The sequence below is a fragment of the Quadrisphaera setariae genome, assembly GCF_008041935.1.
Taxonomy (GTDB): domain Bacteria; phylum Actinomycetota; class Actinomycetes; order Actinomycetales; family Quadrisphaeraceae; genus Quadrisphaera; species Quadrisphaera setariae.
This window is the reverse complement of record NZ_VKAC01000002.1, coordinates 258,156-280,547: the sequence shown is the minus strand read 5'-3', so window position 1 is coordinate 280,547 and position 22,392 is coordinate 258,156. Positions and strand designations below refer to the sequence as shown.

Sequence of the window (22,392 nt, the reverse complement as noted above, 5' to 3'; positions counted from 1 at the left end):
CCGGTCGTGCCGTCGACGGGGGCCGTCAGGCCCTCAGGCCTTCTCGCCCCGGCGCTCCAGCTGGCGGCTGCGCAGCAGGCTCGCCACCGTGGTGATGGCCAGGACGGCCACGATGAACACCAGCGAGACCCAGATCGGGACCTCCGGGGCCCACGGGAACGGCTCGCCGCCGTTGAGGAACGGCAGCTCGTTGGTGTGCAGCGCCTCCAGCACCAGCTTCACGCCGATGCCGCCGAGCACCACCGCCAGTCCGATGGACAGGTAGACGAGCCGGTCCAGCAGACCGCCCAGCAGGAAGTACAGCTGGCGCAGCCCCATGAGCGCGAAGAGGTTGGCGGTGAACACGATGAACGGGTCCTCGGTGAGGCCGAAGATCGCCGGGATCGAGTCGAGCGCGAACAGCAGGTCGGTGCTGCCGATGGCGAAGAACACGATGACCATCGGGGTGAACAGCTTCTTGCCGTCCACCACGGTGCGGACCTTCGCGCCGTCGTAGTGCTCGCTGAGGGGCAGCACCTTCCGCATCCGGCGGATGAGGACGTTGTCCTCGTACTCCTCGTCCTCGTCCCTGTCGAGCACCAGCTTGACCGCGGTGTAGATGAGGAACGCGCCGAAGATGTAGAACACCCAGCTGAACTGCTCGATGACCGCTGCCCCGAGCAGGATGAAGATCCCTCGCAGCACCAGCGCGATGAGGATGCCCACCATGAGGACCTTCTGCTGGTCCTCCGCGGGCACCGCGAACCTCGACATGATGATGACGAAGACGAAGAGGTTGTCGACGCTGAGCGAGTACTCGGTGATCCACCCGGCGAAGAACTCCGACGCCGGTTCGGTGCCTCCGCCGGGGATGAGGAGCATGACCACGCCGAAGACGATGGCGAGGGCCACGTAGAAGGAGACCCACAGGGCGCTCTCCTTGGTGGACGGCACGTGGGGCCGCCGCCCGACGACCAGCAGGTCGGCGAGCAGCAGCCCCACGAGCGCGATGAGAGTGCCGACCTCGAACCAGGTCGGCAGCTCCTGCACCGTCAGCCGTCCTGGCGGGTGGAGCCTGTGCCGGCTCCAGTGGTGCTGCTCATCGTGTTCCCCTCACGCTCGGAGTCCTTGCCGGCGCCCGACTGCGAGTCCTTCTTGGACTTGCGCAGGCTCAGCACCGTGGTGACTGCGAGCGCGACGACGATGAACCCTAGCGACACGGGCGTGGAGATCTCCGGGATGGCGGTGATGTGCTCGCCGCCGTTGAGGAACGGCAGCTCGTTCTCGTGCATGGCGTGGATGATCAGCTTGGCGCCGATGAAGGCGAGGATCGCGGCGAGGCCGTAGTGCAGGTACACGAGGCGGTCGAGGAGGCCGTCGATGAGGAAGTACAGCTGACGCAGGCCGAGCAGCGAGAACGCGTTGGCGGCGAAGACCAGGTAGGCCTCCTGGGTGAGGCCGAAGATGGCCGGGATCGAGTCGACGGCGAAGATCAGGTCGGCCGTCCCGATGGCGATGATCACGACGAGCATCGGGGTGACGAACCGCTTGCCGTCGATCTTCGTCGTGAACTTGTCGCCGTGGTAGTCGTCGGTGGTCGGCAGCACGCGCTTGGTGAAGCGCAGGACCGCGTTCTCCTTGAACTCCTCGTCGTGGTCGTTCTGGGCCCTCACCTGGGCGATCGCCGTGTAGATGAGGATGGCGCCGAAGATCCAGAAGATCCAGGAGAAGTTCTGGATGGCCGCGGCACCCACCGCGATGAAGATGCCGCGGAGCACGATGGCGATGGCGATGCCGATGAGCAGCACCTTCTGCTGGTACTCGCGCGGGACGCCGAAGCTGCCGAGGATCAGCACGAACACGAAGAGGTTGTCGACGCTGAGCGCCTTCTCCGTGATGTACCCGGCGAAGTACTCCCCGCCGTACTGCCCGCCGTAGAAGACGAGGATGCCCAGGCCGAAGAGCACGGCGATGCCCACGTACGCCGCGGACCAGATGGCGGCCTCGCGGATGGTCGGGGCGTGCGGCGTGCGCACGTGCCCGACGAAGTCGTACACGATCATGCCGAGGATGGCGGCGAGGGTGGCTCCCCACAGCCAGAGGGGGACGTCCATCAGAACCTCCGGTTTTCGAGCTGATGCGAAATGACCGGAGGTCTCTCCCACTGCCGGCGGTGGGCCGGTCAGCCGCAGGCCCGGGTCCCGGCACCGACCGGGATCCGTGATGACGGACCTGCGCGCAGGGATACTCCCCTCACGTTCTCTTTACCGTACCTTGAACATCCGCCCGCGGCACGCTGTGACGATCAGACGGGCGAGCCGCCCGCCCGCCGCCCGCGCGACCAGCCCGTCAGACGGTCGTGGCCCGCTGCATGCCCCGCAGCTCGCGCTTGAGGTCGCCGATCTCGTCGCGCAACCGCGCCGCCAGCTCGAACTGCAGCTCCGCGGCCGCGGCGTGCATCTGGTCGGACAGCTGCTGGATGAGGTCGGACAGCTCGGCGCCCGCCATGCCCGCGGTCGAACGGCCCTCGGCCCCCTTCGACGCCATGCCGGGGACGGGCGCCTTCCCCCGCGACTGCTGACGCCCACCACCACCGAGCAGCGCGGCCGTGTCGGCGTCCTCCCGGGCGATGAGGTCGGTGATGTCCGCGATCTTCTTGCGCAGCGGCATCGGGTCGACACCGCGCTCGCGGTTGTAGGCGATCTGCTTCTCGCGGCGGCGGTTGGTCTCGTCGATGGCCTGCTCCATCGACGGCGTCACCCGGTCCGCGTACATGTGCACCTGGCCGGAGACGTTGCGGGCCGCGCGGCCGATGGTCTGGATGAGCGAGCGCGCCGAGCGCAGGAAGCCCTCCTTGTCGGCGTCGAGGATGCTCACCAGGCTCACCTCCGGCAGGTCGAGGCCCTCGCGGAGCAGGTTGATGCCCACGAGCACGTCGTAGTCGCCCTGGCGCAGCTCGCGCAGCAGCTCCACGCGGCGCAGCGTGTCGACCTCGGAGTGCAGGTAGCGCACCCGCACGCCCTGGTCCAGCAGGTAGTCGGTGAGGTCCTCGGCCATCTTCTTGGTGAGCGTGGTGACCAGGACGCGCTCGTCCTTGGCCGCGCGCTCGCGGATCTGCCCGAGCAGGTCGTCGATCTGGCCCTTCGTGGGCCGCAGCACCACCTGCGGGTCGATGAGGCCCGTGGGGCGGATGACCTGCTCGACGAACTCCCCCCCGACGCGCGACATCTCGTAGTCGCCGGGGGTGGCCGACAGGTAGACCGTCTGCCCGATCCGCTCGAGGAACTCCTCCCACGTCAGCGGGCGGTTGTCCATGGCGGAGGGCAGGCGGAAGCCGTGGTCGACCAGGGTGCGCTTGCGGCTCATGTCGCCCTCGTACATGGCGCCGATCTGCGGCACGGTGACGTGGGACTCGTCGATGACGAGCAGGAAGTCCTCGGGGAAGTAGTCGAGCAGCGTGTGCGGGGCGGTGCCGGGAGCGCGGCCGTCGATGTGGCGGGAGTAGTTCTCGATCCCGGCGCACGTGCCGACCTGGCGCATCATCTCGATGTCGTAGGTGGTCCTCATGCGCAGCCGCTGGGCCTCGAGCAGCTTGCCCTGCGCCTCCATCTCGGCCAGGCGGGACGCCAGCTCGGCCTCGATGGTGCCGATGGCCCGCTCCATGCGCTCTGGCCCTGCGACGTAGTGCGTGGCCGGGAAGAGGTGCATCGTCTGCTCGTCGCGCAGCACCTCGCCGGTGAGGGGGTGCAGCAGGTAGAGCTTCTCGATCTCGTCACCGAACATCTCGATGCGGATCGCGTGCTCCTCGTACACCGGGATGATCTCGATCGTGTCACCCCGGACGCGGAAGGTGCCGCGGGTGAACGACAGGTCGTTGCGGGTGTACTGCATGGTGACGAACTGGCGGAGCAGGTCGTCCCGCTCGACGGTGTCCCCGACCTTCAGCGTCACCATCCTGTCGACGTACTCCTGCGGCGTGCCCAGGCCGTAGATGCACGAGACCGACGCCACCACGACGACGTCGCGGCGGGTCAGCAGCGAGTTGGTCGCCGAGTGCCTCAGCCGCTCGACCTCCTCGTTGATGGAGGAGTCCTTCTCGATGTAGGTGTCGGACTGCGGGACGTACGCCTCGGGCTGGTAGTAGTCGTAGTACGAGACGAAGTACTCGACGGCGTTGTTCGGCAGCAGCTCGCGGAACTCGTTCGCCAGCTGCGCGGCGAGGGTCTTGTTGGGCGCCAGCACCAGCGTCGGCCGCTGCAGCTGCTCGATCGTCCACGCCGTGGTCGCGGACTTGCCGGTGCCCGTGGCGCCCAGCAGCACGACGTCCTTCTCACCGGCGCGGATGCGGCGGGTGATGTCGGCGATGGCTGTCGGCTGGTCACCGGCGGGCGAGAACTCGGACTCGACGGTGAAGGGCGCGACGCGACGCTGGAGATCGGTGACCGGGCGCATGGTGACAGTCTGAACGCCGGGTCTGACATCCGCTGTTCCCAGCAGGTGCCCACCAGGTGCCCGACGATCACGACGCGCGGGACAGCACCTCGGCGATGAACTCGGTCTTGCCTGCCGCGTAGCTGTCGATGTCGCGGTGCTTCAGCGCCAGACCGCGCTTGAGCAGTGCGTACGCCTCGCGGGCGTGCGGGTCGGCGCGCAGGGCGTCGCGGAAGGCCAGCACCTCGCGCGCCTCGGGGTTGGCGGCGTCGCGCACGTGGCAGTTGACGAGCCTGCCCGGGTCGGCGTTCGCGGCGAAGGCCTTCGGCACGCGCCGGTAGGCCTCGCCCCCCTGGCCCCGGCGCGACGTCGGCTCGTCCCACCACTCCCCCGCCTCCGCCACGAGCCCGGCGGAGCGCAGGTCTGCGGCCACCTCCCGGGCCGTCGCGAGGTCCGCGCAGACGACCTGCAGGTCGATGCAGTCCTTCGCCAGCAGGCCGGGCACCGCCGTCGAGCCGGTGTGCTGCACGTCCAGCGCGCGCCCCCCCGCGGCCCGCGCGACGCGCGCCACCAGACGCTCCCCCGCCACCGCCCACGCCGGGTCCGCCGGCACGAGCACCGGGTGGTCCGGGCGCGGCGCCCGCACACCGGTGCGCAGGTGCTCCTCGAACGGCGACAGCCGCTCGACCCACAGCCCCCTCAGCTGGTCCGCCAGGTCCTCCGGGGAGCCGGAGCCGTCGAGCAGCACGTCGGACGCGGTGCGGCGGGCGTCGTCGTCGGCCTGCGCCGCGACGCGGGCGCGCGCGTCGTCGTCCGCCATCCCGCGGCCCTCCACGAGCCGGCGCAGCCGCACCCCCTCGTCCGCCATGACCGCCAGCACGAGGTGGTACCAATCCGTGCGGCGCAGCTCCACGAGCAGCGGGATGTCATGGACGACGACGGCGGTGGGGTCGGCCGCCACCGCCGCGGCCACGAGGGCCTCGGTGCGCTCCAGCACCAGGGGGTGGGTGATCGCCTCCAGCGCCCGACGCCGCTGCGGGTCCGCGAAGACCACCCGCCCCAGCGCCGGGCGGTCGAGCGCTCCGTCGGCACCCAGCACGCCCTCCCCGAACTCGGCGACGACGGCGGCGAGCCCGGGCGTGCCCGGCGCGACCACCTCCCGCGCGATGGCGTCGGCGTCGACCACCACCGCCCCCAGGTCCCGCAGCGCGGCGGCCGCCGTGCTCTTGCCCGCACCCACGCCACCGGTCAGCCCCACGAACAGCACCCGGTGACCCTACGGCGGGGACGGCCGGACACGGGCGAGGCCCCGCACCCCCTGGGAAGGGGCTGCGGGGCCTCGTCGTGCGTGAGCGAGCGCTCAGCGGTGGTCAGCCGCCGGTGAGCTTCTCGCGCAGAGCGGCCAGCGCCTCGTCGGAGGCCAGGGTGCCCTCCGCCGCGGGGCCGCTGGAGCGGCTCGAGCTGGTGGACTCCGCCGGAGCCGAGCTGGAGTAGCTCGTCGCGGCCGACTCGCCGGAGGTCGCTGCCTCGGCGTCGCGCTCGCGCGCCTCGGCGACCTGCTTGCGGTGCGCCTCCCAGCGGGCGTGGGCCTCGGCGTACTGCCGCTCCCACTCCTCGCGCTGGCGCTCGAAGCCCTCGAGCCAGTCGTTGGTCTCGGGGTCGAAGCCCTCGGGGTACTTGTAGTTCCCCGCCTCGTCGTACTCCGCGGCCATGCCGTACAGCGACGGGTCGAAGTCGTCCGACTCGGTGTCGACGCCCTGGTTCGCCTGCTTGAGCGACAGGGAGATGCGGCGGCGCTCGAGGTCGATGTCGATGACCTTGACGAAGATGTCGTCACCGACGTTGACGACCTGCTCCGGCAGCTCCACGTGGCGCTCGGCCAGCTCGGAGATGTGCACCAGGCCCTCGATGCCCTCCTCGACGCGCACGAACGCACCGAACGGGACGAGCTTGGTGACCTTGCCCGGCACGACCTGGCCGATCGCGTGGGTCCGGGCGAACTGCTGCCACGGGTCCTCCTGGGTCGCCTTCAGCGACAGGGAGACGCGCTCGCGGTCCATGTCGACGTCGAGGACCTCGACCTTGACCTCCTGGCCGACCTCGACCACCTCGGAGGGGTGGTCGATGTGCTTCCAGGACAGCTCCGAGACGTGCACCAGGCCGTCCACGCCGCCGAGGTCGACGAAGGCGCCGAAGTTGACGATCGAGGACACGACGCCCGGGCGGACCTGACCGCGCTGCAGGGTCTGCAGGAAGTTCTGGCGGACGGCCGACTGGGTCTCCTCCAGCCAGGCGCGGCGCGACAGGACCACGTTGTTGCGGTTCTTGTCGAGCTCGATGATCTTCGCCTCGAGCTGCTGGCCCACGTAGGGGGCCAGGTCGCGCACGCGGCGCATCTCGACGAGGGAGGCCGGCAGGAAGCCGCGCAGGCCGATGTCGAGGATGAGGCCGCCCTTGACGACCTCGATGACGGTGCCGGTGACGACCCCGTCCTCGTCCTTCAGCTTCTCGATCGTGCCCCAGGCGCGCTCGTACTGAGCCCGCTTCTTGGACAGGATGAGGCGGCCTTCCTTGTCCTCCTTCTGGAGGACGAGGGCCTCGACCTCGTCACCGACGCCGACGACCTCGCTGGGGTCGACGTCGTGCTTGATGGACAGCTCGCGCGAGGGGATGACGCCCTCGGTCTTGTAGCCGATGTCGAGGAGGACCTCGTCGCGGTCGACCTTGACGATGGTGCCGGAGACGATGTCCCCGTCGTTGAAGTACTTGATCGTCTCGTCGATCGCGGCGAGCAGCTCTTCGGCGGTGCCGATGTCGTTGATGGCGACCTGGGGAGCGCTCGACGTCGGGAGGGTGGCGGTCATGAAGGGGTGGGCTCCGATGCGGACAGGGAATGAGTGGTGGACGGTTGACGGGAGCGACGCTCGCGCGACCACCACGGGGAGTAGCACCGGAAAGCACACCCTCTGCACCGCAGCGGCCGGCGCTGCTGACATCGACCCCGCCCGGCGGGACCTGTGACAGCGCACGACACACCCAGCGGAGAGACTACCGGAATGAGCGGATCCCTTTCCAGCGCGGGCTACGGCCACGCCGGCAGCGACGAGAGCGTGCGCGCCAGCCGGAGCCACTGGGACGGCGCCTCCCGCACCTACCTCGAGGAGCACGGGGACACCCTGGGGACCGACGTGCTCGTCTGGGGCCCCGAGGGGCTCACCGAGGACGAGGCGCACCTGCTCGGGGACCCCGCCGACCTCGCCGGCACCGTCGTCCTCGAGGTCGGCTGCGGTGCGGGCCAGGGGTCGCGCTGGGCGGCCCGCCACGGCGCCCGGCCCGTCGGGGTGGACCTGTCCGCCGGCATGCTCGCCCGCAGCCGGGCCCTGGACGCCGCCACGGGCGCGTCGGTGCCGGTCCTGCAGGCCGACGCCGGGGCCATCCCGCTGGCCGGCGGCAGCGCCGCGGTGGCCTTCTCGGCCTACGGCGCTCTGCCCTTCACCGCCGACGCCGCCGGCGTGCTCGCCGAGGTGCACCGGGTGCTCCGGCCGGGCGGGCGGTGGACCTTCTCCGTCAGCCACCCCGTGCGGTGGGCGTTCCCGGACGACCCCGGACCCCGGGGCCTGGTGGCGGAGCGCTCCTACTTCGACAGGACTCCCTACGTGGAGCGGGACGACGACGGCGCGCTCCTGTACGCCGAGCACCACCGCACCCTCGGCGACTGGGTGCGCATGCTGCGCGCCGCCGGCTTCGGGCTGCTCGACCTGGTGGAGCCGGAGTGGAGCCACCCGGAGCAGCCCACCTGGGGCGGCTGGAGCGCGCTGCGCGGCGAGCACCTGCCCGGCACCGCCGTCTTCGTCTGCGAGCGGCTCAGCCGCTGACCGCCGGAGGGGACTCCGGGACCGCCGCGCCCACGACCGGCTCCCGGGCGGGCGGGGGCGGCAGCGGGTCCACGTGGTGGAAGGCCGCGGTCCACGCCTCCTGCGGGTGCGGCTGCGCGGTCCCAGCGCCGACGCTCAGCGTCAGTGCGCTCACCGGGTCGTCGGCCTGGGCGGCGCCAGGGCGACGGCGCCGGTGCTGGCTGCCGTCCAGGCGAGCGTGACGCACGCCGTGAGGACGAGCTGCAGCTGCGCGTGCGGGTGCAGGACGACCACCGTCATCACCGCGATGAGCACCGCGTTGAGCGGGGTGAGCGGGGTGAGCGCACCGGTGAGGATGCTGACCACCGTGACCGCCGTGCAGAGGACCACCCCTGCGACGAGGACGCTCGCCGCCGCCGTCCACGTGCGGCTCGCCCGTACGGCGATGATCGCAGCGGTGGCCGCGGTGAGCAGGACGGCGCTGGTGACCAGGCCACCGAGCGCTGCGGACAGCCCGCCGGCCTGCTGCACCTGGTCCAGCACCGCCCACGCGTTGTAGACCAGCCCGGCTGCGCAGACCACCTGCACGTCGCGCCGCAGCACCCGCTGGCCGCTGGCCCGGAAGCGCTGCTCCTGCGCGTCGTCGACGAGGACGCCGGTCCACCGCGCCACCACCGGACGACCGGCGTGCGGCTCGGAGCCGGCACCGTCGTGCGCGCGGGACTCCACGCCCCTCCACCGGCAGACCGGCCCGGCGGCGCAGCAGGCGCCGCACGCCGTCACCCGGTCGGTCCGCCACCCGTCAGGCGGCGGACCGCCTCGGCGTCAGTGACCGGCCTCGTGCCACGACGCCCCGACGCCCACCGACACGTCCAGCGGAACGGACAGCCGGGTGCGCTCCTGCACCCGCGTGCCCATCTCCTCGCGCAGCAGGGCCTCCACGGCCTCCCGCTCCCCCGGGGCGACGTCGACGACGAGCTCGTCGTGCACCTGCAGCAGCAGGCGCGAGCGCAGGTCCTGGCTGCGCAGGGCGCGCTCCACGCCGAGCATCGCCAGCTTGATGACGTCGGCGGCAGAGCCCTGGATGGGGGCGTTGAGGGCCATCCGCTCCGCGATCTCGCGGCGCTGGCGGTTGTCGCTGGTGAGGTCGGGCAGGTAGCGGCGGCGGCCGAGCACGGTCTCGGTGAACCCGGTGGCGCGAGCCTCCTCCACGACGCCGCGCAGGTAGTCGCGCACGCCGCCGAAGCGCGCGAAGTAGTCGTCCATGAGGCCGCGGGCCTCGTCGACCGGGATGGTCAGCTGGCGCGACAGCCCGAACGCCGACAGGCCGTAGGCCAGCCCGTAGGACATCGCCTTGATCTTGGCGCGCATCTCGCCGGTGACGTCGGCCGGCTCCACGCCGAAGACGCGGGCGCCGACGAAGCGGTGCAGGTCCTCCCCGGAGCGGAACGCCTCGATGAGGCCCTCATCGCCCGAGAGGTGCGCCATGATCCGCATCTCGATCTGGCTGTAGTCAGCTGTGAGCAGCACCTCGGCGTCCCTGCCGACGACGAACGCCTCCCGGATCCGACGGCCCTCGGCGGTGCGGATGGGGATGTTCTGCAGGTTCGGGTCCGTGGACGACAGGCGCCCCGTGGCCGCGATGGTCTGCTGGAACGTCGTGTGGATGCGCCCGTCGGCGGCGACGGACTTCAGCAGCCCCTCCACGGTCTGGCGCAGCCGGGAGGCGTCGCGGTGGCGCAGCAGGTGGTCGAGGAAGGGGTGGGGCTGGCGGACGTTGAGGTCGGCCAGGGCCTCGGCGTCGGTGGTGTACCCGGTCTTGGTGCGCTTGGTCTTGGGCATGCCCAGCTGCTCGAAGAGCACCACCTGCAGCTGCTTCGGCGACCCGAGGTTGATCTTCTGGCCGCCGATGGCGGCGTAGGCCTCCTCGGCGGCGTCGGCGACCACCTCGGCGAACTCGCCCTCGAGGCGCTCCAGCGCCGTCGTGTCGACCGCGATGCCGTCGGCCTCCATCTGCGCCAGCAGAGGCACCAGCGGGAGCTCGAGGTCACGCAGCAGGGCCGTGCCCCCGCGCTGCTCGACCTGCTGGGCGAGGACCTGCGACAGCTCCAGGGTCGCGGCCGCGCGCACGCACGCGAGCTGTCCCTCGTCGGGGCCGCTGGCGTCCCCGTCGAGGTCGAGCACGCCCTGCTCCTCCCCGGGGTCGGAGGAGCCCTCGTCGACGCGCAGCTCGCGCTGCAGGAACCTCACCGCGAGGTCGGCCAGGTCGTAGCTGCGCTGGTCCGGCTGGCACAGGTAGGCCGCCAGCGCCGTGTCGGCCGACAGACCCTCCAGGGGCGTGCCCCGCTCGGCGAGGGCGTGGAGGGCGGTCTTGGCGTCGTGCAGGACCTTCGGCGCGCTCTCGTCGGCCAGCCAGGCCGCGAGCGCCGACTCGGCCTCCGGCGAGAGCTCGCGCAGGTCGAACCACGCGGTGGCGCCGTCGGCGCCCGCCAGGGCCAGGCCCCACGCGTCGCCGGCACCGCCGCTCCAGCGGCCCAGCACCGCCACGCCGGAGGCGGGACCGCCGGGAGCGGCGTGGGCGGCGAGCCAGGCGGCGGCGTCCTCACCGGCGGGGCGCTCGGCGCTGACGGCGAAGCCGCCGTCCACCTCGGGCTCGTCGGCGGACAGGGTGGCGAAGAGCCGGTCGCGCAGGACGCGGAACTCCAGGCCGTCGAAGACCCGGTGCACCTCCTCGCGGTCCCACGGGCGCACGGCGAGGTCGTCGACGACGACCGGAAGCTCCAGGTCGCGCACGGGGGCGTTGAGGCGCTTGTTGCGCAGCACCTGGTCGAGGTGGTCGCGCAGGGACTGGCCCGCCTTCCCGGTCAGGGACCCGACGCCCGCCACGAGGCCCTCCAGGTCGCCGTGGGCGGTGAGCCACTTGGCGGCGGTCTTGGGGCCGACGCCGGGCACGCCCGGGAGGTTGTCGCTGCTCTCGCCGACGAGCGCGGCGAGGTCCCCGTAGCGCTCCGGGCGCACCCCGTACTTCTCCTCGACGGCCGCCGGGGTCATGCGGGCGAGGTCGGAGACGCCCTTGCGGGGGTACAGGACGGTGGTGGCGTCGTCGACGAGCTGGAACGCGTCGCGGTCTCCGGTGACCACGAGCACCTCGGCGCCCTGCGCACGGGCGGCGCCCGTGAGGGTGGCGATGACGTCGTCGGCCTCGTAGCCCTCCTTGGTCACCACGCGGATGCGCAGCGCCGCGAGGACCTCCTTGACGAGGTCGACCTGGCCGAGGAACTCGGTGGGGGTGGACGCCCGCCCCGCCTTGTACTCGGGGTACTCCTCGGTGCGGAAGGTGCGCTTGGAGACGTCGAAGGCCACCCCGACGTGCGTGGGCGCCTCGTCGCGCAGGAGGTTGATGAGCATGGAGGTGAAGCCGTAGACGGCGTTGGTGACCTGGCCGGTGGAGGTGGAGAAGTTCTCCGCGGGCAGCGCGAAGAACGCGCGGTAGGCCAGGGAGTGCCCGTCGACCAGCAGCAGGCGCGGGCGGGGTCCGTCCAGCACGGCGTCGTCGCTGGTGGCGCTGCTCGTCGTCGTCACGTCTGCCAGCCTAGGCGGGGTGACCGACAGCCCGACCACCCTGACCGGCGTCCCGGCGGACCTCGCCGGCAACGCCGTCCTGCTCACCGCGGGCACGCTCATCGAGCGGATGGGCATCCGCCTGGACCTGAGCGACCCCTCCCGGCCCACCGGCACGATGCCGGTGGAGGGCAACACCCAGCCGTACGGGCTCCTGCACGGCGGCGCCTCGGTGGTGCTCGCCGAGACCCTCGGCTCCGTGGCGGCGGCGCTGGGCGCCGGCCCCGGGCGGGTGGCGGTGGGCGTGGACATCAACGCCACCCACCACCGCGCGGTGCGCTCCGGCGTGGTCACCGGTCGGACGGAGCCGCTGCACCAGGGGCGGACCACCGCGACCTACGAGGTCGTCGTCACCGACGAGCAGGGGCGGCGCGTGTGCACGTCCCGCATCACCTGCCAGCTGAGGGACGCCCCTCCGCGCTGACCCGCTGCCGCCCCGCGCCGGCCCGGGTCAGCCGGGCGCGCGGTCCAGCTGCCGGCGGCGGCGGGCGACCAGCTCGTCGAGGGCGGCGCGACGCCGGTCGCGCCGCACGCCGGCCGCCGGGCCCGCCGCGGCGAGCCGGGAGCGGAGCACCGGCAGCGGTGCCGAGCGGACCACCATCGGCCGGGCGAAGCCCAGGCGGGCCAGAAAGCGCTGCACGTCGCGCTGGCCGGACGCGGCCGCCGCGCTGACCTCGTCGGCCCCCGCGGCCTCCGCGCACGCGGCGGCCGCGGCCACGAGCTGGTGGCCGACGCCGCGGCGGCGCCAGGCCGGGTCGACCCACAGCTGCTCGACGTGGACGACGACGGCGGGGGCGGGCAGCACGACCTGCCCGCGGCGCAGCACCGCCAGACCCACCACCTCGGGACGCTCGCCGTCGGCCGACAGCGCCAGGAGGACGTCGACGTCGGGGTGGGCCAGCAGCGCAGCGACAGCCCCGGCCGAGGCGGTCGAGCCCTCCGGGGCCTCGGCCGCGGCGGCGAGGGGCTCGCGCTGGGCGGGCACCGGTGCGGCTCCGGGGGCCGCCGCCACCGCCTCCTGGAGCAGCGAGAGGTCGACCGGGTCGGCGGGGTCCGCTCGCCGCACCGCGAAGGTCCTGCTCGCCACCGCACCCTCCAGCTCGCGCACCGCTCCGGTCCCCCGCGGGAGAGTAGCCCTGCGGCCTGGTTGGGGGCACCCGTGCGGGGCCCCTCGTGCGCCCGGGGCTCCAGCCCCGCAGACTGCTGCATCACAGCCAGGTCACGGCTCAGCCAGCACGCCCACCTGGAAGTTATGCTCGCCCGCCCCTGACGACAGGCTGTGTGCCCCCACGACGACGTGCGGTGCACCACCCGCGCCACACCCCTTGGAGGTCCGCACCGTGCGGAGAACACCCCGACGAGCAGCCCAGGTGCTCCTGGGCCTCGTGCTCGCCGCGGCAGCACTGCTGGCCGTCCTGGTCGTCGGCGTCGCCGGCGCAGCACCGGCCACAGCTGCCGCCTCGCCCTCGGCGAGCCCGTCCGCTGCCGACCCCTCGGCCAGCGCGGGTGACGGCGCCGCGGCGAGCGGGCTGTCCATCAACGTCAGGGTCCGCACCGGCGACGGTGAGGACGTGCCCGGCGCCACGGTGCAGCTGCTGCAGGGCGGCCAGCAGGTCGCCACCGCGGAGACCGACGACCGCGGCACCGCCGCGCTGGCTGCCCCCTCTCCCGGCGACTACCAGGTCAAGCTCGACGTCGCCTCCCTGCCCTCGGCGGCCAAGGGCCTGGAGCCGCGCAGCGACACCATCGCCACCACCGTGCAGGAGGGCCTGGGCCGCACCGTGGCGTTCCGCCTGTCCGAGCCCGGCAGCGACGAGGCCGCCGGCGGCGCCTCCAGCAGCCAGGTCCTGCAGCGCATCGCGACGGGCCTGCGCTTCGGCCTGGTCATCGCCCTGGGCGCCATCGGCCTGTCGCTCATCTTCGGCACGACGGGCCTGACCAACTTCGCCCACTCCGAGCTCATCACCCTCGGTGCGCTCACCACCTACCTGTACACGGCGGTCGCCGGGCTGCCGTTCCTCCTCGCCGCGGCCCTCGGGCTGGTGAGCTGCGCGGTCTTCGGCTACCTCAACGACAGGGTGCTCTGGCAGCCGCTGCGGCGCCGCGGCACCGGGCTCATCGCCATGATGATCGTGTCGATCGGCCTCTCGCTGTTCCTGCGCTACTTCTACCTCTACCTCTTCGGCGGCGGCGTGCGCACCTTCCCGGGCTACGCCGGCCAGGCGGGCGTCCAGGTGCTCCCCGGGGTGCTGCTGCGTCCGCTGGACCTGTGGACGATGGGCCTGTCCGTCGTCGTCCTGGTGGTCGTGGCCCTGGCGCTGGTGAAGACCCGTCTGGGCAAGGCCACCCGCGCGGTGGCCGACAACCCGGCCCTCGCCTCGGCCTCCGGCATCGACGTGGACAGGGTCATCCGCACCGTGTGGATCGTCGGGTCGGCCCTGGCGGGCCTGTCCGGCGTGGTGCTGGGCCTGCAGCAGGGCATCAGCTTCCAGATGGGTTTCCAGATCCTGCTGCTGGTGTTCGCGGCGGTCACCCTCGGCGGTCTCGGCACGGCGTTCGGCGCCGTGCTCGGGTCGCTCATCGTGGGGCTGTTCGTCGAGATCTCCACGCTGGTCATCCCGACGGAGCTCCAGAACCTGGGCGCGCTCGTCATCCTGATCCTCATCCTGCTCGTGCGGCCCCAGGGCATCCTCGGCCGCGCCCAGCGGATCGGCTGAGAGGCCACCATGGACATCTCCATCCTCAACAACGCCCTCGCCGCGGCGATCGGCCTCGACACCGTCATCTACGCCCTCGCGGCGCTCGGCCTGAACATCCAGTTCGGCTACGCGGGCCTGCTGAACTTCGGCCAGGCCGCGTTCGTGGCCATCGGCTCCTACGGCATCGCCAGCATCGTGAGCATCGCCGGGCTGCCCTTCTGGGTGGGCGTGCTCGTCGGCCTCCTCGGCTCGGTGGTCTTCGCGCTGCTGCTCGGCGTCCCCACGCTGCGGCTGCGAGCCGACTACCTCGCCATCGCCACCATCGCGGCCTCCGAGGTGGTGCGCCTGCTGGCGCGGTCGAACAGCCTGGGCGCCTACACCGGCGGCTCCAACGGCCTCACCGGCTTCGCCGACGACTTCTACGCCATGAACCCGTTCCCCCAGGGCACGTACGGCTTCGGCCCGTGGCAGAACAACGAGCGGACCACGTGGGTCCTGCTCGTCGGCTGGCTGCTGGTCGCGTTCGTCGCGCTGGTCACCTGGGCGCTCATGCGCAGCCCGTGGGGGCGCGTGCTCAAGGGCATCCGCGAGGACGAGGACGCCGTGCGCGCCCTCGGCAAGAACGTCTACGCGTACAAGATGCAGGCGCTCGTCCTGGGGGGCCTCGTGGGCACCCTGGCGGGCTTCGTGTTCTCGGTGGGTCGCGCGGCGGTCCAGCCCGACAACTACGCCACCGCCTTCACGTTCTTCGCCTACACCGTGCTGCTGCTCGGCGGCGCCGCCCGCGTGCTCGGCCCCGTGGTCGGCGCGGCGATCTTCTGGGTGGTGCTGTCCCTCACCGACGGCGTCCTGCGCGGCGCCATCGCCGAGGGCTGGATCCCCGACGGGCTCATGTCGACCACGCAGGTCGGCCAGGTCCGGTTCATGCTGGTGGGGCTCGCGCTCATGCTGCTCATGATCTACAGGCCGCAAGGCATCTTCGGCGACCGGAGGGAGCTGGCTCTCGATGGCCGGTGACACGACCGCCCCTGCTGCGGCAGAGGGCACTCGCAAGCAGGCCGCGACGCGCGCGCTGGCCGACGTCCCCCGCGTGCCCGGGGCTGAGAAGCCGGACCCGGTGCTCGTCGCCGACGGCGTGGTGCGCCGCTTCGGCGGCCTCGCCGCCGTGTCCGTCGACCACGTGGAGGTCCAGCGCGGTGCGATCACCGCGCTGATCGGGCCCAACGGCGCCGGCAAGACCACGTTCTTCAACCTGCTGACCGGCTTCGACAGGCCGGACGAGGGGAAGTGGTCGTTCGACGGGACGGACCTGGCGCGGGTGCCCGCCCACAAGGTGGCCCGGCGCGGCATGGTCCGCACGTTCCAGCTCACCAAGGCGCTCTCGCGCCTGACGGTGATGCAGAACATGCTGCTGGGCGCCTCCGGCCAGAAGGGCGAGAGCCTGCTGCGCGCGGCGTTCGCCGGCACCTGGCGCAGCCAGGAGAAGGCCAACACCGAGCGCGCCATGGAGCTCCTCGGACGCTTCAAGCTCGACACGAAGGCCGACGACTTCGCCGGCAGCCTCTCCGGCGGCCAGCGCAAGCTCCTCGAGATGGCCCGGGCGCTCATGAGCGACCCGCAGGTGGTCATGCTCGACGAGCCGATGGCCGGGGTGAACCCCGCGCTGACGCAGTCGCTGCTGGGCCACGTCAAGGACCTGCGCGAGCAGGGCATGACGGTGCTCTTCGTCGAGCACGACATGGACATGGTCCGCGACATCGCCGACTGGGTGGTCGTCATGGCGCAGGGCAAGGTCGTCGCGGAGGGCCCGCCGGACTCCGTCATGGCCGATCCCGCCGTCATCGAGGCCTACCTCGGCGGCCACCACGACGTCTCCCTCGCCGACGACTCCGCCGCGGAGGCGCTGGAGAGGGCCGTCGAGGCCGAGGTCGAGGCGGAGATCGCCGCCGAGCACAGCGACGACGACGCGAAGGGCGGCCGAGCATGAGCGGCGCGGGGGCCACGACCATCCAGGACCGGTCGGTGCACGTCGCCGCCGCCGAAGGGGCCGTGCTGCGCTCCGACGAGCTGGTGGCCGGGTACTTCCCCGGGGTGAACATCCTCAACGGCACCGACCTGTACTGCCACGAGGGTGAGCTGGTCGGCATCATCGGCCCCAACGGCGCCGGGAAGTCCACCTTCCTCAAGGCGCTGTTCGGCCTGGTGAAGATCCGTTCCGGGAGCGTGAGGCTCAAGGGCGAGGAGATCACCGGGCTGCGCGCCGACCGCCTCGTGCGGCAGGGCGTCGGCTTCGTGCCGCAGAACAACAACGTCTTCCCGTCGCTGACCATCGAGGAGAACCTCCAGATGGGCTGCTACCAGGCGCCGAACCGCTTCAAGGAGCGGTTCGACGTGGTCACGGAGCTGTTCCCCGCCCTCGGCACCCGGCGGGCCCAGCGCGCCGGGTCCCTGTCCGGCGGTGAGCGCCAGATGGTGGCGATGGGCCGGGCCCTCATGATGGACCCGTCGGTGCTGCTGCTCGACGAGCCCAGCGCGGGCCTGTCACCCGCCATGCAGGACGAGGTGTTCCTGCGCACCCGCCAGATCAACAAGACCGGCACGTCCGTGGTCATGGTCGAGCAGAACGCCGCGCGGTGCCTGCAGATCTGCGACCGCGCCTACGTGCTGGACCAGGGTCGCAACGCCTACACGGGCACCGGTCGCGACCTCGCGAACGACCCGAAGGTCATCGAGCTCTACCTGGGCACGCTCGCCAAGAACTGAGCAGCCCGCACCGACGACGAGGGGCGCCACCCGGCCGGGTGGCGCCCCTCGTCGTCGTCCTCCGCTCCCGGCCGCCCGTGGAGGGCTCAGGACGACGACGGACGCGCCCTGGGCCGCCCCGAGGACAGCCTCTGCCACCCGGGACCCGCCCGTGCGCCCCTGGGGCCCGCCCCGGGGGCCTCGCGGATCTGCGGGGTCGCAGGCCTCGCCCCCCGGCCACACGCAGCGAGGGCGCCGCCCCCGGGTGGGAGCGGCGCCCTCGGCGCGGTCCGGGCAGCCCATCGGCTGCCAGCGGCTACCTGCAGGTCACAGGGAGCCGGTGATGTAGTCGACGTTGGTGTACTTGTTGTCGTCGCCGTACTGGTAGATGCCGATCGTCGCCTTGGTGGGGTCACCCTTGGCGCTGAAGTCGATCGGGCCGGAGAAGCCGTCGTAGTCGATGTCCGTGCCGGCGTTCAGCAGGTCCAGGCACTCCTTGTAGGCGGTGCACTTGGTGCCGCCCTCGGAGACCTCCTGCATCTTGGAAGCGACGGCGGTGCCGCTGTCGTCCTTGGCGGCGGCCGCGGCCAGCGCCACGAGCACGGTCGCGTCGTAGGACTCGGGGGCGTAGCTGAAGTCGGTCAGCTTCGGGTCCACCTGCAGCAGCCGCTGGCGGAAGTCGTCGCTGGTCTTCGCGCCGGGCAGGGTGCCCTTGACGCCCTTCAGCGTGCCGGCCGGGAAGTCGGTCGAGTAGTCGGCCAGGTTGCCGTCGACGAAGTAGATCGGCATCTTGTCCGGGCCGATGCCCTGGGCGATCATCGCCTGGATGATCTGGACGGTCTGCTCGAAGCCGATGACCACGACGGCCTCGGGCTTGGCGGCGGACACCTCGGAGGCGATCGAGTCGAAGGTCGCGGCGTCGGGGTTGAACACCTTGTTCGCCACGATCTTGCCGCCGCCGGCCTCGAGCGACTTCTGGATGTTCGACTGCAGGCCGGAGCCGTACGGGTCGTCCAGCGTGATGGTCGCGACGTCGAGGTGGTTGTCCTGCAGGAGCAGGTCGCCCATGACGCGGCCCTGGAGCACGTCGGACGGCGCCGTGCGCCAGTAGAGGCCGCGGTCGGGGTAGTCGGTGAAGTCCGGCGAGGTGTTGGCCGGGCTGACCTGGATGACGCCGGCGCCGGTGATGGCGTCGATGACGGTCTTGGAGACGCCCGAGGAGGCGGCGCCGATGATGGCGTCGGTCTTCGCGGCGATCAGGCGGTCGACCGACTGCGAGGCGATGTTGGTGGTCGTGTCGCCGGAGTCCGTCTGGTTGTAGACGACGTCCTTGCCGTTGTAGCCACCGGCGGCGTTGATGTCGTTGAGGGCCAGCTGCACGCCGGCGAACTCCGGCGGACCGAGGAAGGCGAGGGAACCGGTCTGCGGGAGCAGCGTGCCGATGGTCAGCGTGCCGTCACCGGGCTCGACCGGGGCCTGCTCCGTGCCCGCGGTGCTGCTCGCGGAGGCGTCGGAGCTGGCCGGCGCTGCGGACGTGGCAGCGGGGTCGCTGCTGCCGCCGCCGCACGCGGCCAGGGTGAGGGAGGCGACGCCGAGCACGGCGAAGGCGCCGGCTCCGCGCAGGGATCGGATCATGGAGGTCCTCTCGGGGGTGCGGCGCTCACGTGCGGCGCCGCGCGGGTCTGGCGACCGTAAGCGCCTGCGAGCCCGCCCGAGGAGGTCCTGACCTCGGTTGTTGTGCATCCGTGACCTAGACGCGCCTCGGACGCGCGTGCGGGCGGCCTCCGAAGGTGCTGTGAATCTTGCTCAGCACCCCCGGTGACCGCCCGTCACCCGGAGCTCAGCCGCGGGTCAGCTGCTGACCTGGCTCAGCACCGCGTCGGCGACCTCGCGCATCGTCAGCCGGCGGTCCATGGAGGTCTTCTGGATCCAGCGGAACGCCTCGGGCTCGGAGAGCCCCATGCGGGTCATGAGCAGGCCCTTGGCCCGCTCGACGCGCTTGCGGGTCTCGAAGCGCTCGGTGAGGTCGGCGACCTCCTCCTCGAGGTCGGCGATCTCCTGGAAGCGGGAGACGGCGATCTCGACGGCGGGCAGCAGGTCCGCGGAGGTGAAGGGCTTGACCACGTAGGCCATGGCGCCGGCGTCACGGGCGCGGTCCACCAGCTCGCGCTGGGAGAACGCCGTCAGGAGGACGACGGGCGCCAGACGCGCCTTGCCGATGCGCTCGGCGGCGCTGATGCCGTCCAGGACGGGCATCTTCACGTCCATGACCACCAGGTCGGGCTGCAGCTCCTCGACGAGGCGGACGGCGCTCTCGCCGTCACCGGCCTCTCCGACCACGTCGTAGCCCGCCTCACGGAGGATCTCGACGACGTCGAGGCGGATGATCGCCTCGTCCTCCGCGACGACGACGCGCCGACGCGGCCCCGCGCCCGGCTCCGCCTGGGTACCCTGCTCGCTCACGACCGGTACTTTAGTGGTCGTGGAGTGGGGTCCTGACGAAGGTCGTGCCCTCACCGCCGGGTTGGTGGAACAGGCAGACACCGAGATCTCAAAAGTCTCTGCCCGAAAGGGCGTGCGGGTTCGAGTCCCGCACCCGGCACACATCCCCCGGGCGCTGTCAGTGGCCGCGTGTTCGATCACCACGTGCCCGCCCCCACGCCTTGGCCCGTCCTGCAGGAAGCAGCCCGTCTCCGCGCGGCTGGCCTGACCGACGCGCAGGTCGCGCTCCGGCTCGGCATCTGCGTGAACACGATCCGGCGGTGGCGGAGGCGCATCCGCCGTGAGGGGCTGACCAGCGCCCCGGGCCGCGCCGGATCGGCCCCTCGCCCGCGCTGCGAGAGCGGAACGCTCGACAGAGCCGCGTACGCCCACCTCCTGGGCTGGTACCTCGGCGACGGACACATCGCGCTCGCGCGCGGTACGTCGCGGCTGCTGTCCATCTACAACGACGATCGGTACCCCGCGCTGAACGACGAGGTCGAGGCGTCCATCAAGGCGGTGCAGCCGGGCACGAGCGTCTGGCGGCGCCGCCTCAAGGGCTGCAGCGCCATCAGCGCCTCGTGGCACCACTGGCCCTGCTTGCTCCCCCAGCACGGGGAGGGCCACAAGCACGACCGCCCCGTCGTGCTGGAGCCGTGGCAGCAGAACATCGTCGACGAGCACCCCGGGCGGCTGCTGCGCGGCCTGTTCCACAGCGACGGCTGCCGCGTGCAGAACTGGGCGATCGGCGCCAACGGGCAGCGCTACGAGGGGTACCCGCGCTACCTCTTCAGCAACGCCCCTGCCGACATCATCAGCATCTGCTGCGCCGCCCTCGACCGGCTGGGCGTCGCCCACACGCACCCACGGCGCGACGTGGTCTCCGTGGCGCGCAAGGCATCCGTGGCGATCCTCGACGAGCACGTCGGCCCCAAGAGCTGACCGCTCCCCCGCCGCGCGATGAGCTGCGCCCCGGAACGACGGCGAGGGGCCGGGCCCGGCGCAGCAGCTGCGCCCGACCCGGCCCCTCGCCGTCGTCGTCCTACTGGTTCTTGGCGTCGCCCACGCGGTGCACGCGGATCGCGTTGGTGGACCCGACCTTGCCCGGCAGCGAGCCGGCCACGATGACCACGGTCGAGCCGCTCTCCACGCGGTGGATCTCGAGGAGCGCCTTGTCGACCTGGGCGACCATGTCGTCGGTGGTGTCGACGAACGGCACCAGGAACGGCTCCGTGCCCCACGTCAGGGCGAGCTGGTTGCGGGTGGCCGCGTCGGGCGTGAACGCCAGCGCCGGGATCGGGGAGCGCAGGCGAGCCATGCGGCGGGCCGAGTCTCCGGAGACCGTGAAGGTGACCAGCTGGCTGGCGCCGATGTTCTCCGCGATGGCGCGCGCCGCCCAGGTCACCGCACCGCCCTGGGTGTGGGGCGTGGTGCCGAGCGGGCGGATGCGGTCGAGCGCCTCCTTCTCGGTGTTCGCGATGATCCGGGCCATCGTCTGGACCGTCTCGATGGCGAACTCGCCGACGCTGGTCTCACCGGACAGCATGAGCGCGTCAGCGCCGTCGAGGACGGCGTTGGCGACGTCGCTGGCCTCAGCGCGCGTCGGGCGCGGGGCGCTGATCATCGACTCGAGCATCTGCGTGGCCACGATGACCGGCTTGGCGTTGCGGCGGCACAGCTCGACCGCGCGCTTCTGGACGATCGGGACCTGCTCCAGCGGGAGCTCCACGCCCAGGTCGCCGCGGGCGACCATGACGCCGTCGAACGCGGCGACGATGCCGTCGAGGTCGGCGACGGCCTGCGGCTTCTCGACCTTGGCGATGACCGGGCGGCGGACGCCCACCTCGTCCATGATCGCGTGGACGTCGTGGATGTCGGCACCGGAGCGCACGAACGACAGGGCGATGAAGTCCACGCCGGTCTTGAGGGCCCAGCGCAGGTCGTCGGCGTCCTTCTCCGACAGGGCGGGCACGCTCACGGCCACACCGGGCAGGTTGATGCCCTTGTTGTTGGAGACCGGGCCCGGCACGACGACCTTCGTGCGGACGCGGGGACCGTCGACCGCGAGGACCTCCAGGCCCACGCGGCCGTCGTCGATGAGCAGCGGGTCGCCGGGGGCCACGTCACCGGCGAGGCCCTTGTAGGTGGTGGAGCAGATCTCCTTGGTGCCCGGCACGTCCTCGGTGGTGATGGTGAAGCTGTCACCGACGGCCAGCTGGTGCGGTCCGTCCGTGAAGCGACCGAGGCGGATCTTCGGGCCCTGGAGGTCGGCCAGGATCGCGACCGCGTGGCCAGCGGCGTCGCTGGCCTCGCGGACGAGGTTGTAGCGACGCAGGTGGTCGGCCTGGTCACCGTGGGACATGTTGAGGCGGGCGACGTCCATCCCGGCCTCGATGACGGCTGCCATCCGTTCCGGGGTGTCCAGTGCCGGCCCCAGCGTGCAGACGATCTTCGCGCGGCGCATGGCCCCAACCCTAGGCCCGCGCCGGGCGCTCCCGACCTCGGGGGCTGCTCGCGCGCGACACGATGTGAACGTTCACACGGCGTTCACCTGGGTCAGGAGTTGGTCATCCGGCGGCGGAACC

Annotated in this window: 19 protein-coding genes and 1 tRNA gene; 8 read left to right on the top strand and 12 right to left on the bottom strand. The window is 72.1% G+C overall.

Annotated features, from left to right (window positions below; genetic code table 11):
• Nucleotides 1-33 precede the first annotated feature (33 nt).
• The 5 genes from FMM08_RS04545 to rpsA form a co-directional block, all read right to left on the bottom strand.
• Nucleotides 34-1,029 (bottom strand): TerC/Alx family metal homeostasis membrane protein, encoded by a 996-nt coding sequence (locus FMM08_RS04545; protein WP_147925146.1) that lies wholly within the window; start codon nucleotides 1,027-1,029, stop codon nucleotides 34-36.
• Nucleotides 1,030-1,031: 2 nt separating this feature from the next.
• Nucleotides 1,032-2,093: a TerC family protein gene (locus tag FMM08_RS04540; RefSeq protein WP_147925145.1), complete on the bottom strand. Its 1,062-nt coding sequence runs from the start codon at nucleotides 2,091-2,093 to the stop codon at nucleotides 1,032-1,034.
• Nucleotides 2,094-2,328: 235 nt separating this feature from the next.
• Nucleotides 2,329-4,431 (bottom strand): excinuclease ABC subunit UvrB, encoded by a 2,103-nt coding sequence (uvrB, locus tag FMM08_RS04535; protein WP_147925144.1) that lies wholly within the window; start codon nucleotides 4,429-4,431, stop codon nucleotides 2,329-2,331.
• Between the two features lie 67 nt (nucleotides 4,432-4,498).
• Nucleotides 4,499-5,677 (bottom strand): dephospho-CoA kinase, encoded by a 1,179-nt coding sequence (gene coaE / locus FMM08_RS04530; RefSeq protein ID WP_147925143.1) that lies wholly within the window; start codon nucleotides 5,675-5,677, stop codon nucleotides 4,499-4,501.
• 103 nt (nucleotides 5,678-5,780) lie between these two features.
• Nucleotides 5,781-7,274, bottom strand: a complete 1,494-nt coding sequence (rpsA, locus tag FMM08_RS04525; protein ID WP_147925142.1) for a 30S ribosomal protein S1 — start codon at nucleotides 7,272-7,274, stop codon at nucleotides 5,781-5,783.
• A gap of 192 nt (nucleotides 7,275-7,466) precedes the next feature.
• Between rpsA and FMM08_RS04520 the strand changes: the two genes are divergently transcribed.
• Entirely contained in the window at nucleotides 7,467-8,285 is an 819-nt protein-coding gene (locus FMM08_RS04520; RefSeq protein ID WP_147925141.1) for a class I SAM-dependent methyltransferase, read from the top strand.
• Here FMM08_RS04520 and FMM08_RS22845 read toward each other — a convergent pair.
• From FMM08_RS22845 to polA, 3 genes are all read right to left on the bottom strand, one after another.
• Nucleotides 8,275-8,439 (bottom strand): hypothetical protein, encoded by a 165-nt coding sequence (locus FMM08_RS22845; RefSeq protein WP_187279539.1) that lies wholly within the window; start codon nucleotides 8,437-8,439, stop codon nucleotides 8,275-8,277. The genes FMM08_RS04520 and FMM08_RS22845 overlap by 11 nt on opposite strands.
• Nucleotides 8,436-8,993, bottom strand: coding sequence for a hypothetical protein (locus FMM08_RS04515; RefSeq protein WP_147925140.1), 558 nt, complete (start codon nucleotides 8,991-8,993; stop codon nucleotides 8,436-8,438). The genes FMM08_RS22845 and FMM08_RS04515 overlap by 4 nt, the downstream gene beginning before the upstream one ends.
• Nucleotides 8,994-9,089: 96 nt before the next feature.
• The gene (gene polA, locus FMM08_RS04510) at nucleotides 9,090-11,846 is read right to left on the bottom strand and encodes a DNA polymerase I (protein WP_255472040.1); all 2,757 of its coding nucleotides are present in this window, start codon (nucleotides 11,844-11,846) and stop codon (nucleotides 9,090-9,092) included.
• Between the two features lie 19 nt (nucleotides 11,847-11,865).
• Between polA and FMM08_RS04505 the strand changes: the two genes are divergently transcribed.
• The gene (locus FMM08_RS04505) at nucleotides 11,866-12,309 is read left to right on the top strand and encodes a hotdog fold thioesterase (RefSeq protein WP_255472039.1); all 444 of its coding nucleotides are present in this window, start codon (nucleotides 11,866-11,868) and stop codon (nucleotides 12,307-12,309) included.
• A 27-nt stretch (nucleotides 12,310-12,336) separates the two neighbouring features.
• On the opposite strand, the gene FMM08_RS04500 is transcribed toward FMM08_RS04505, so the two are convergent.
• The gene (locus tag FMM08_RS04500; RefSeq protein WP_222710400.1) at nucleotides 12,337-12,972 is read right to left on the bottom strand and encodes a GNAT family N-acetyltransferase; all 636 of its coding nucleotides are present in this window, start codon (nucleotides 12,970-12,972) and stop codon (nucleotides 12,337-12,339) included.
• Nucleotides 12,973-13,255: 283 nt separating this feature from the next.
• Between FMM08_RS04500 and FMM08_RS04495 the strand changes: the two genes are divergently transcribed.
• From FMM08_RS04495 to FMM08_RS04480, 4 genes are read left to right on the top strand one after another with little or no spacing between them, the layout of a single operon-like run.
• Nucleotides 13,256-14,602: a branched-chain amino acid ABC transporter permease gene (locus tag FMM08_RS04495; RefSeq protein WP_222710399.1), complete on the top strand. Its 1,347-nt coding sequence runs from the start codon at nucleotides 13,256-13,258 to the stop codon at nucleotides 14,600-14,602.
• Between the two features lie 9 nt (nucleotides 14,603-14,611).
• Nucleotides 14,612-15,601, top strand: coding sequence for a branched-chain amino acid ABC transporter permease (locus tag FMM08_RS04490; protein ID WP_147925138.1), 990 nt, complete (start codon nucleotides 14,612-14,614; stop codon nucleotides 15,599-15,601).
• Nucleotides 15,591-16,571, top strand: a complete 981-nt coding sequence (locus FMM08_RS04485; RefSeq protein WP_147925137.1) for an ABC transporter ATP-binding protein — start codon at nucleotides 15,591-15,593, stop codon at nucleotides 16,569-16,571. The genes FMM08_RS04490 and FMM08_RS04485 overlap by 11 nt, the downstream gene beginning before the upstream one ends.
• Nucleotides 16,568-17,347, top strand: coding sequence for an ABC transporter ATP-binding protein (locus FMM08_RS04480; RefSeq protein ID WP_147925136.1), 780 nt, complete (start codon nucleotides 16,568-16,570; stop codon nucleotides 17,345-17,347). Before FMM08_RS04485 ends, FMM08_RS04480 begins: the two co-directional genes overlap by 4 nt.
• Nucleotides 17,348-17,653: 306 nt before the next feature.
• On the opposite strand, the gene FMM08_RS04475 is transcribed toward FMM08_RS04480, so the two are convergent.
• Together FMM08_RS04475 and FMM08_RS04470 are read right to left on the bottom strand one after the other, a co-directional pair.
• A complete protein-coding gene (locus FMM08_RS04475) occupies nucleotides 17,654-18,961 on the bottom strand; it encodes an ABC transporter substrate-binding protein (protein ID WP_147925135.1) in 1,308 nt (435 codons plus the stop codon).
• Between the two features lie 216 nt (nucleotides 18,962-19,177).
• Nucleotides 19,178-19,789, bottom strand: coding sequence for an ANTAR domain-containing response regulator (locus FMM08_RS04470; protein WP_222710398.1), 612 nt, complete (start codon nucleotides 19,787-19,789; stop codon nucleotides 19,178-19,180).
• 55 nt (nucleotides 19,790-19,844) lie between these two features.
• Between FMM08_RS04470 and FMM08_RS04465 the strand changes: the two genes are divergently transcribed.
• Nucleotides 19,845-19,928 (top strand) — tRNA-Leu (locus FMM08_RS04465).
• A 44-nt stretch (nucleotides 19,929-19,972) separates the two neighbouring features.
• Entirely contained in the window at nucleotides 19,973-20,749 is a 777-nt protein-coding gene (locus FMM08_RS04460) for a helix-turn-helix domain-containing protein (RefSeq protein WP_222710397.1), read from the top strand.
• Between the two features lie 100 nt (nucleotides 20,750-20,849).
• Here the strand turns inward: FMM08_RS04460 and pyk are convergent, their stop codons facing one another.
• On the bottom strand, nucleotides 20,850-22,271 hold the full coding sequence (pyk, locus tag FMM08_RS04455; RefSeq protein ID WP_147925133.1) for a pyruvate kinase: 1,422 nt from the start codon (nucleotides 22,269-22,271) through the stop codon (nucleotides 20,850-20,852).
• Nucleotides 22,272-22,392: the final 121 nt, after the last annotated feature.

Bases quoted from the DNA above. Each gene is read 5' to 3' on its own strand.
- FMM08_RS04540 (WP_147925145.1), bottom strand. From the start codon at position 2,093: ATGGACGTCCCCCTCTGGCTGTGGGGAGCCACCCTCGCCGCCATCCTC.
- uvrB (WP_147925144.1), bottom strand. From the start codon at position 4,431: ATGCGCCCGGTCACCGATCTCCAGCGTCGCGTCGCGCCCTTCACCGTC.
- rpsA (WP_147925142.1), bottom strand. From the start codon at position 7,274: ATGACCGCCACCCTCCCGACGTCGAGCGCTCCCCAGGTCGCCATCAAC.
- FMM08_RS04520 (WP_147925141.1), top strand. From the start codon at position 7,467: ATGAGCGGATCCCTTTCCAGCGCGGGCTACGGCCACGCCGGCAGCGAC.
- FMM08_RS04490 (WP_147925138.1), top strand. From the start codon at position 14,612: ATGGACATCTCCATCCTCAACAACGCCCTCGCCGCGGCGATCGGCCTC.
- FMM08_RS04485 (WP_147925137.1), top strand. From the start codon at position 15,591: ATGGCCGGTGACACGACCGCCCCTGCTGCGGCAGAGGGCACTCGCAAG.
- FMM08_RS04480 (WP_147925136.1), top strand. From the start codon at position 16,568: ATGAGCGGCGCGGGGGCCACGACCATCCAGGACCGGTCGGTGCACGTC.
- FMM08_RS04475 (WP_147925135.1), bottom strand. From the start codon at position 18,961: ATGATCCGATCCCTGCGCGGAGCCGGCGCCTTCGCCGTGCTCGGCGTC.
- pyk (WP_147925133.1), bottom strand. From the start codon at position 22,271: ATGCGCCGCGCGAAGATCGTCTGCACGCTGGGGCCGGCACTGGACACC.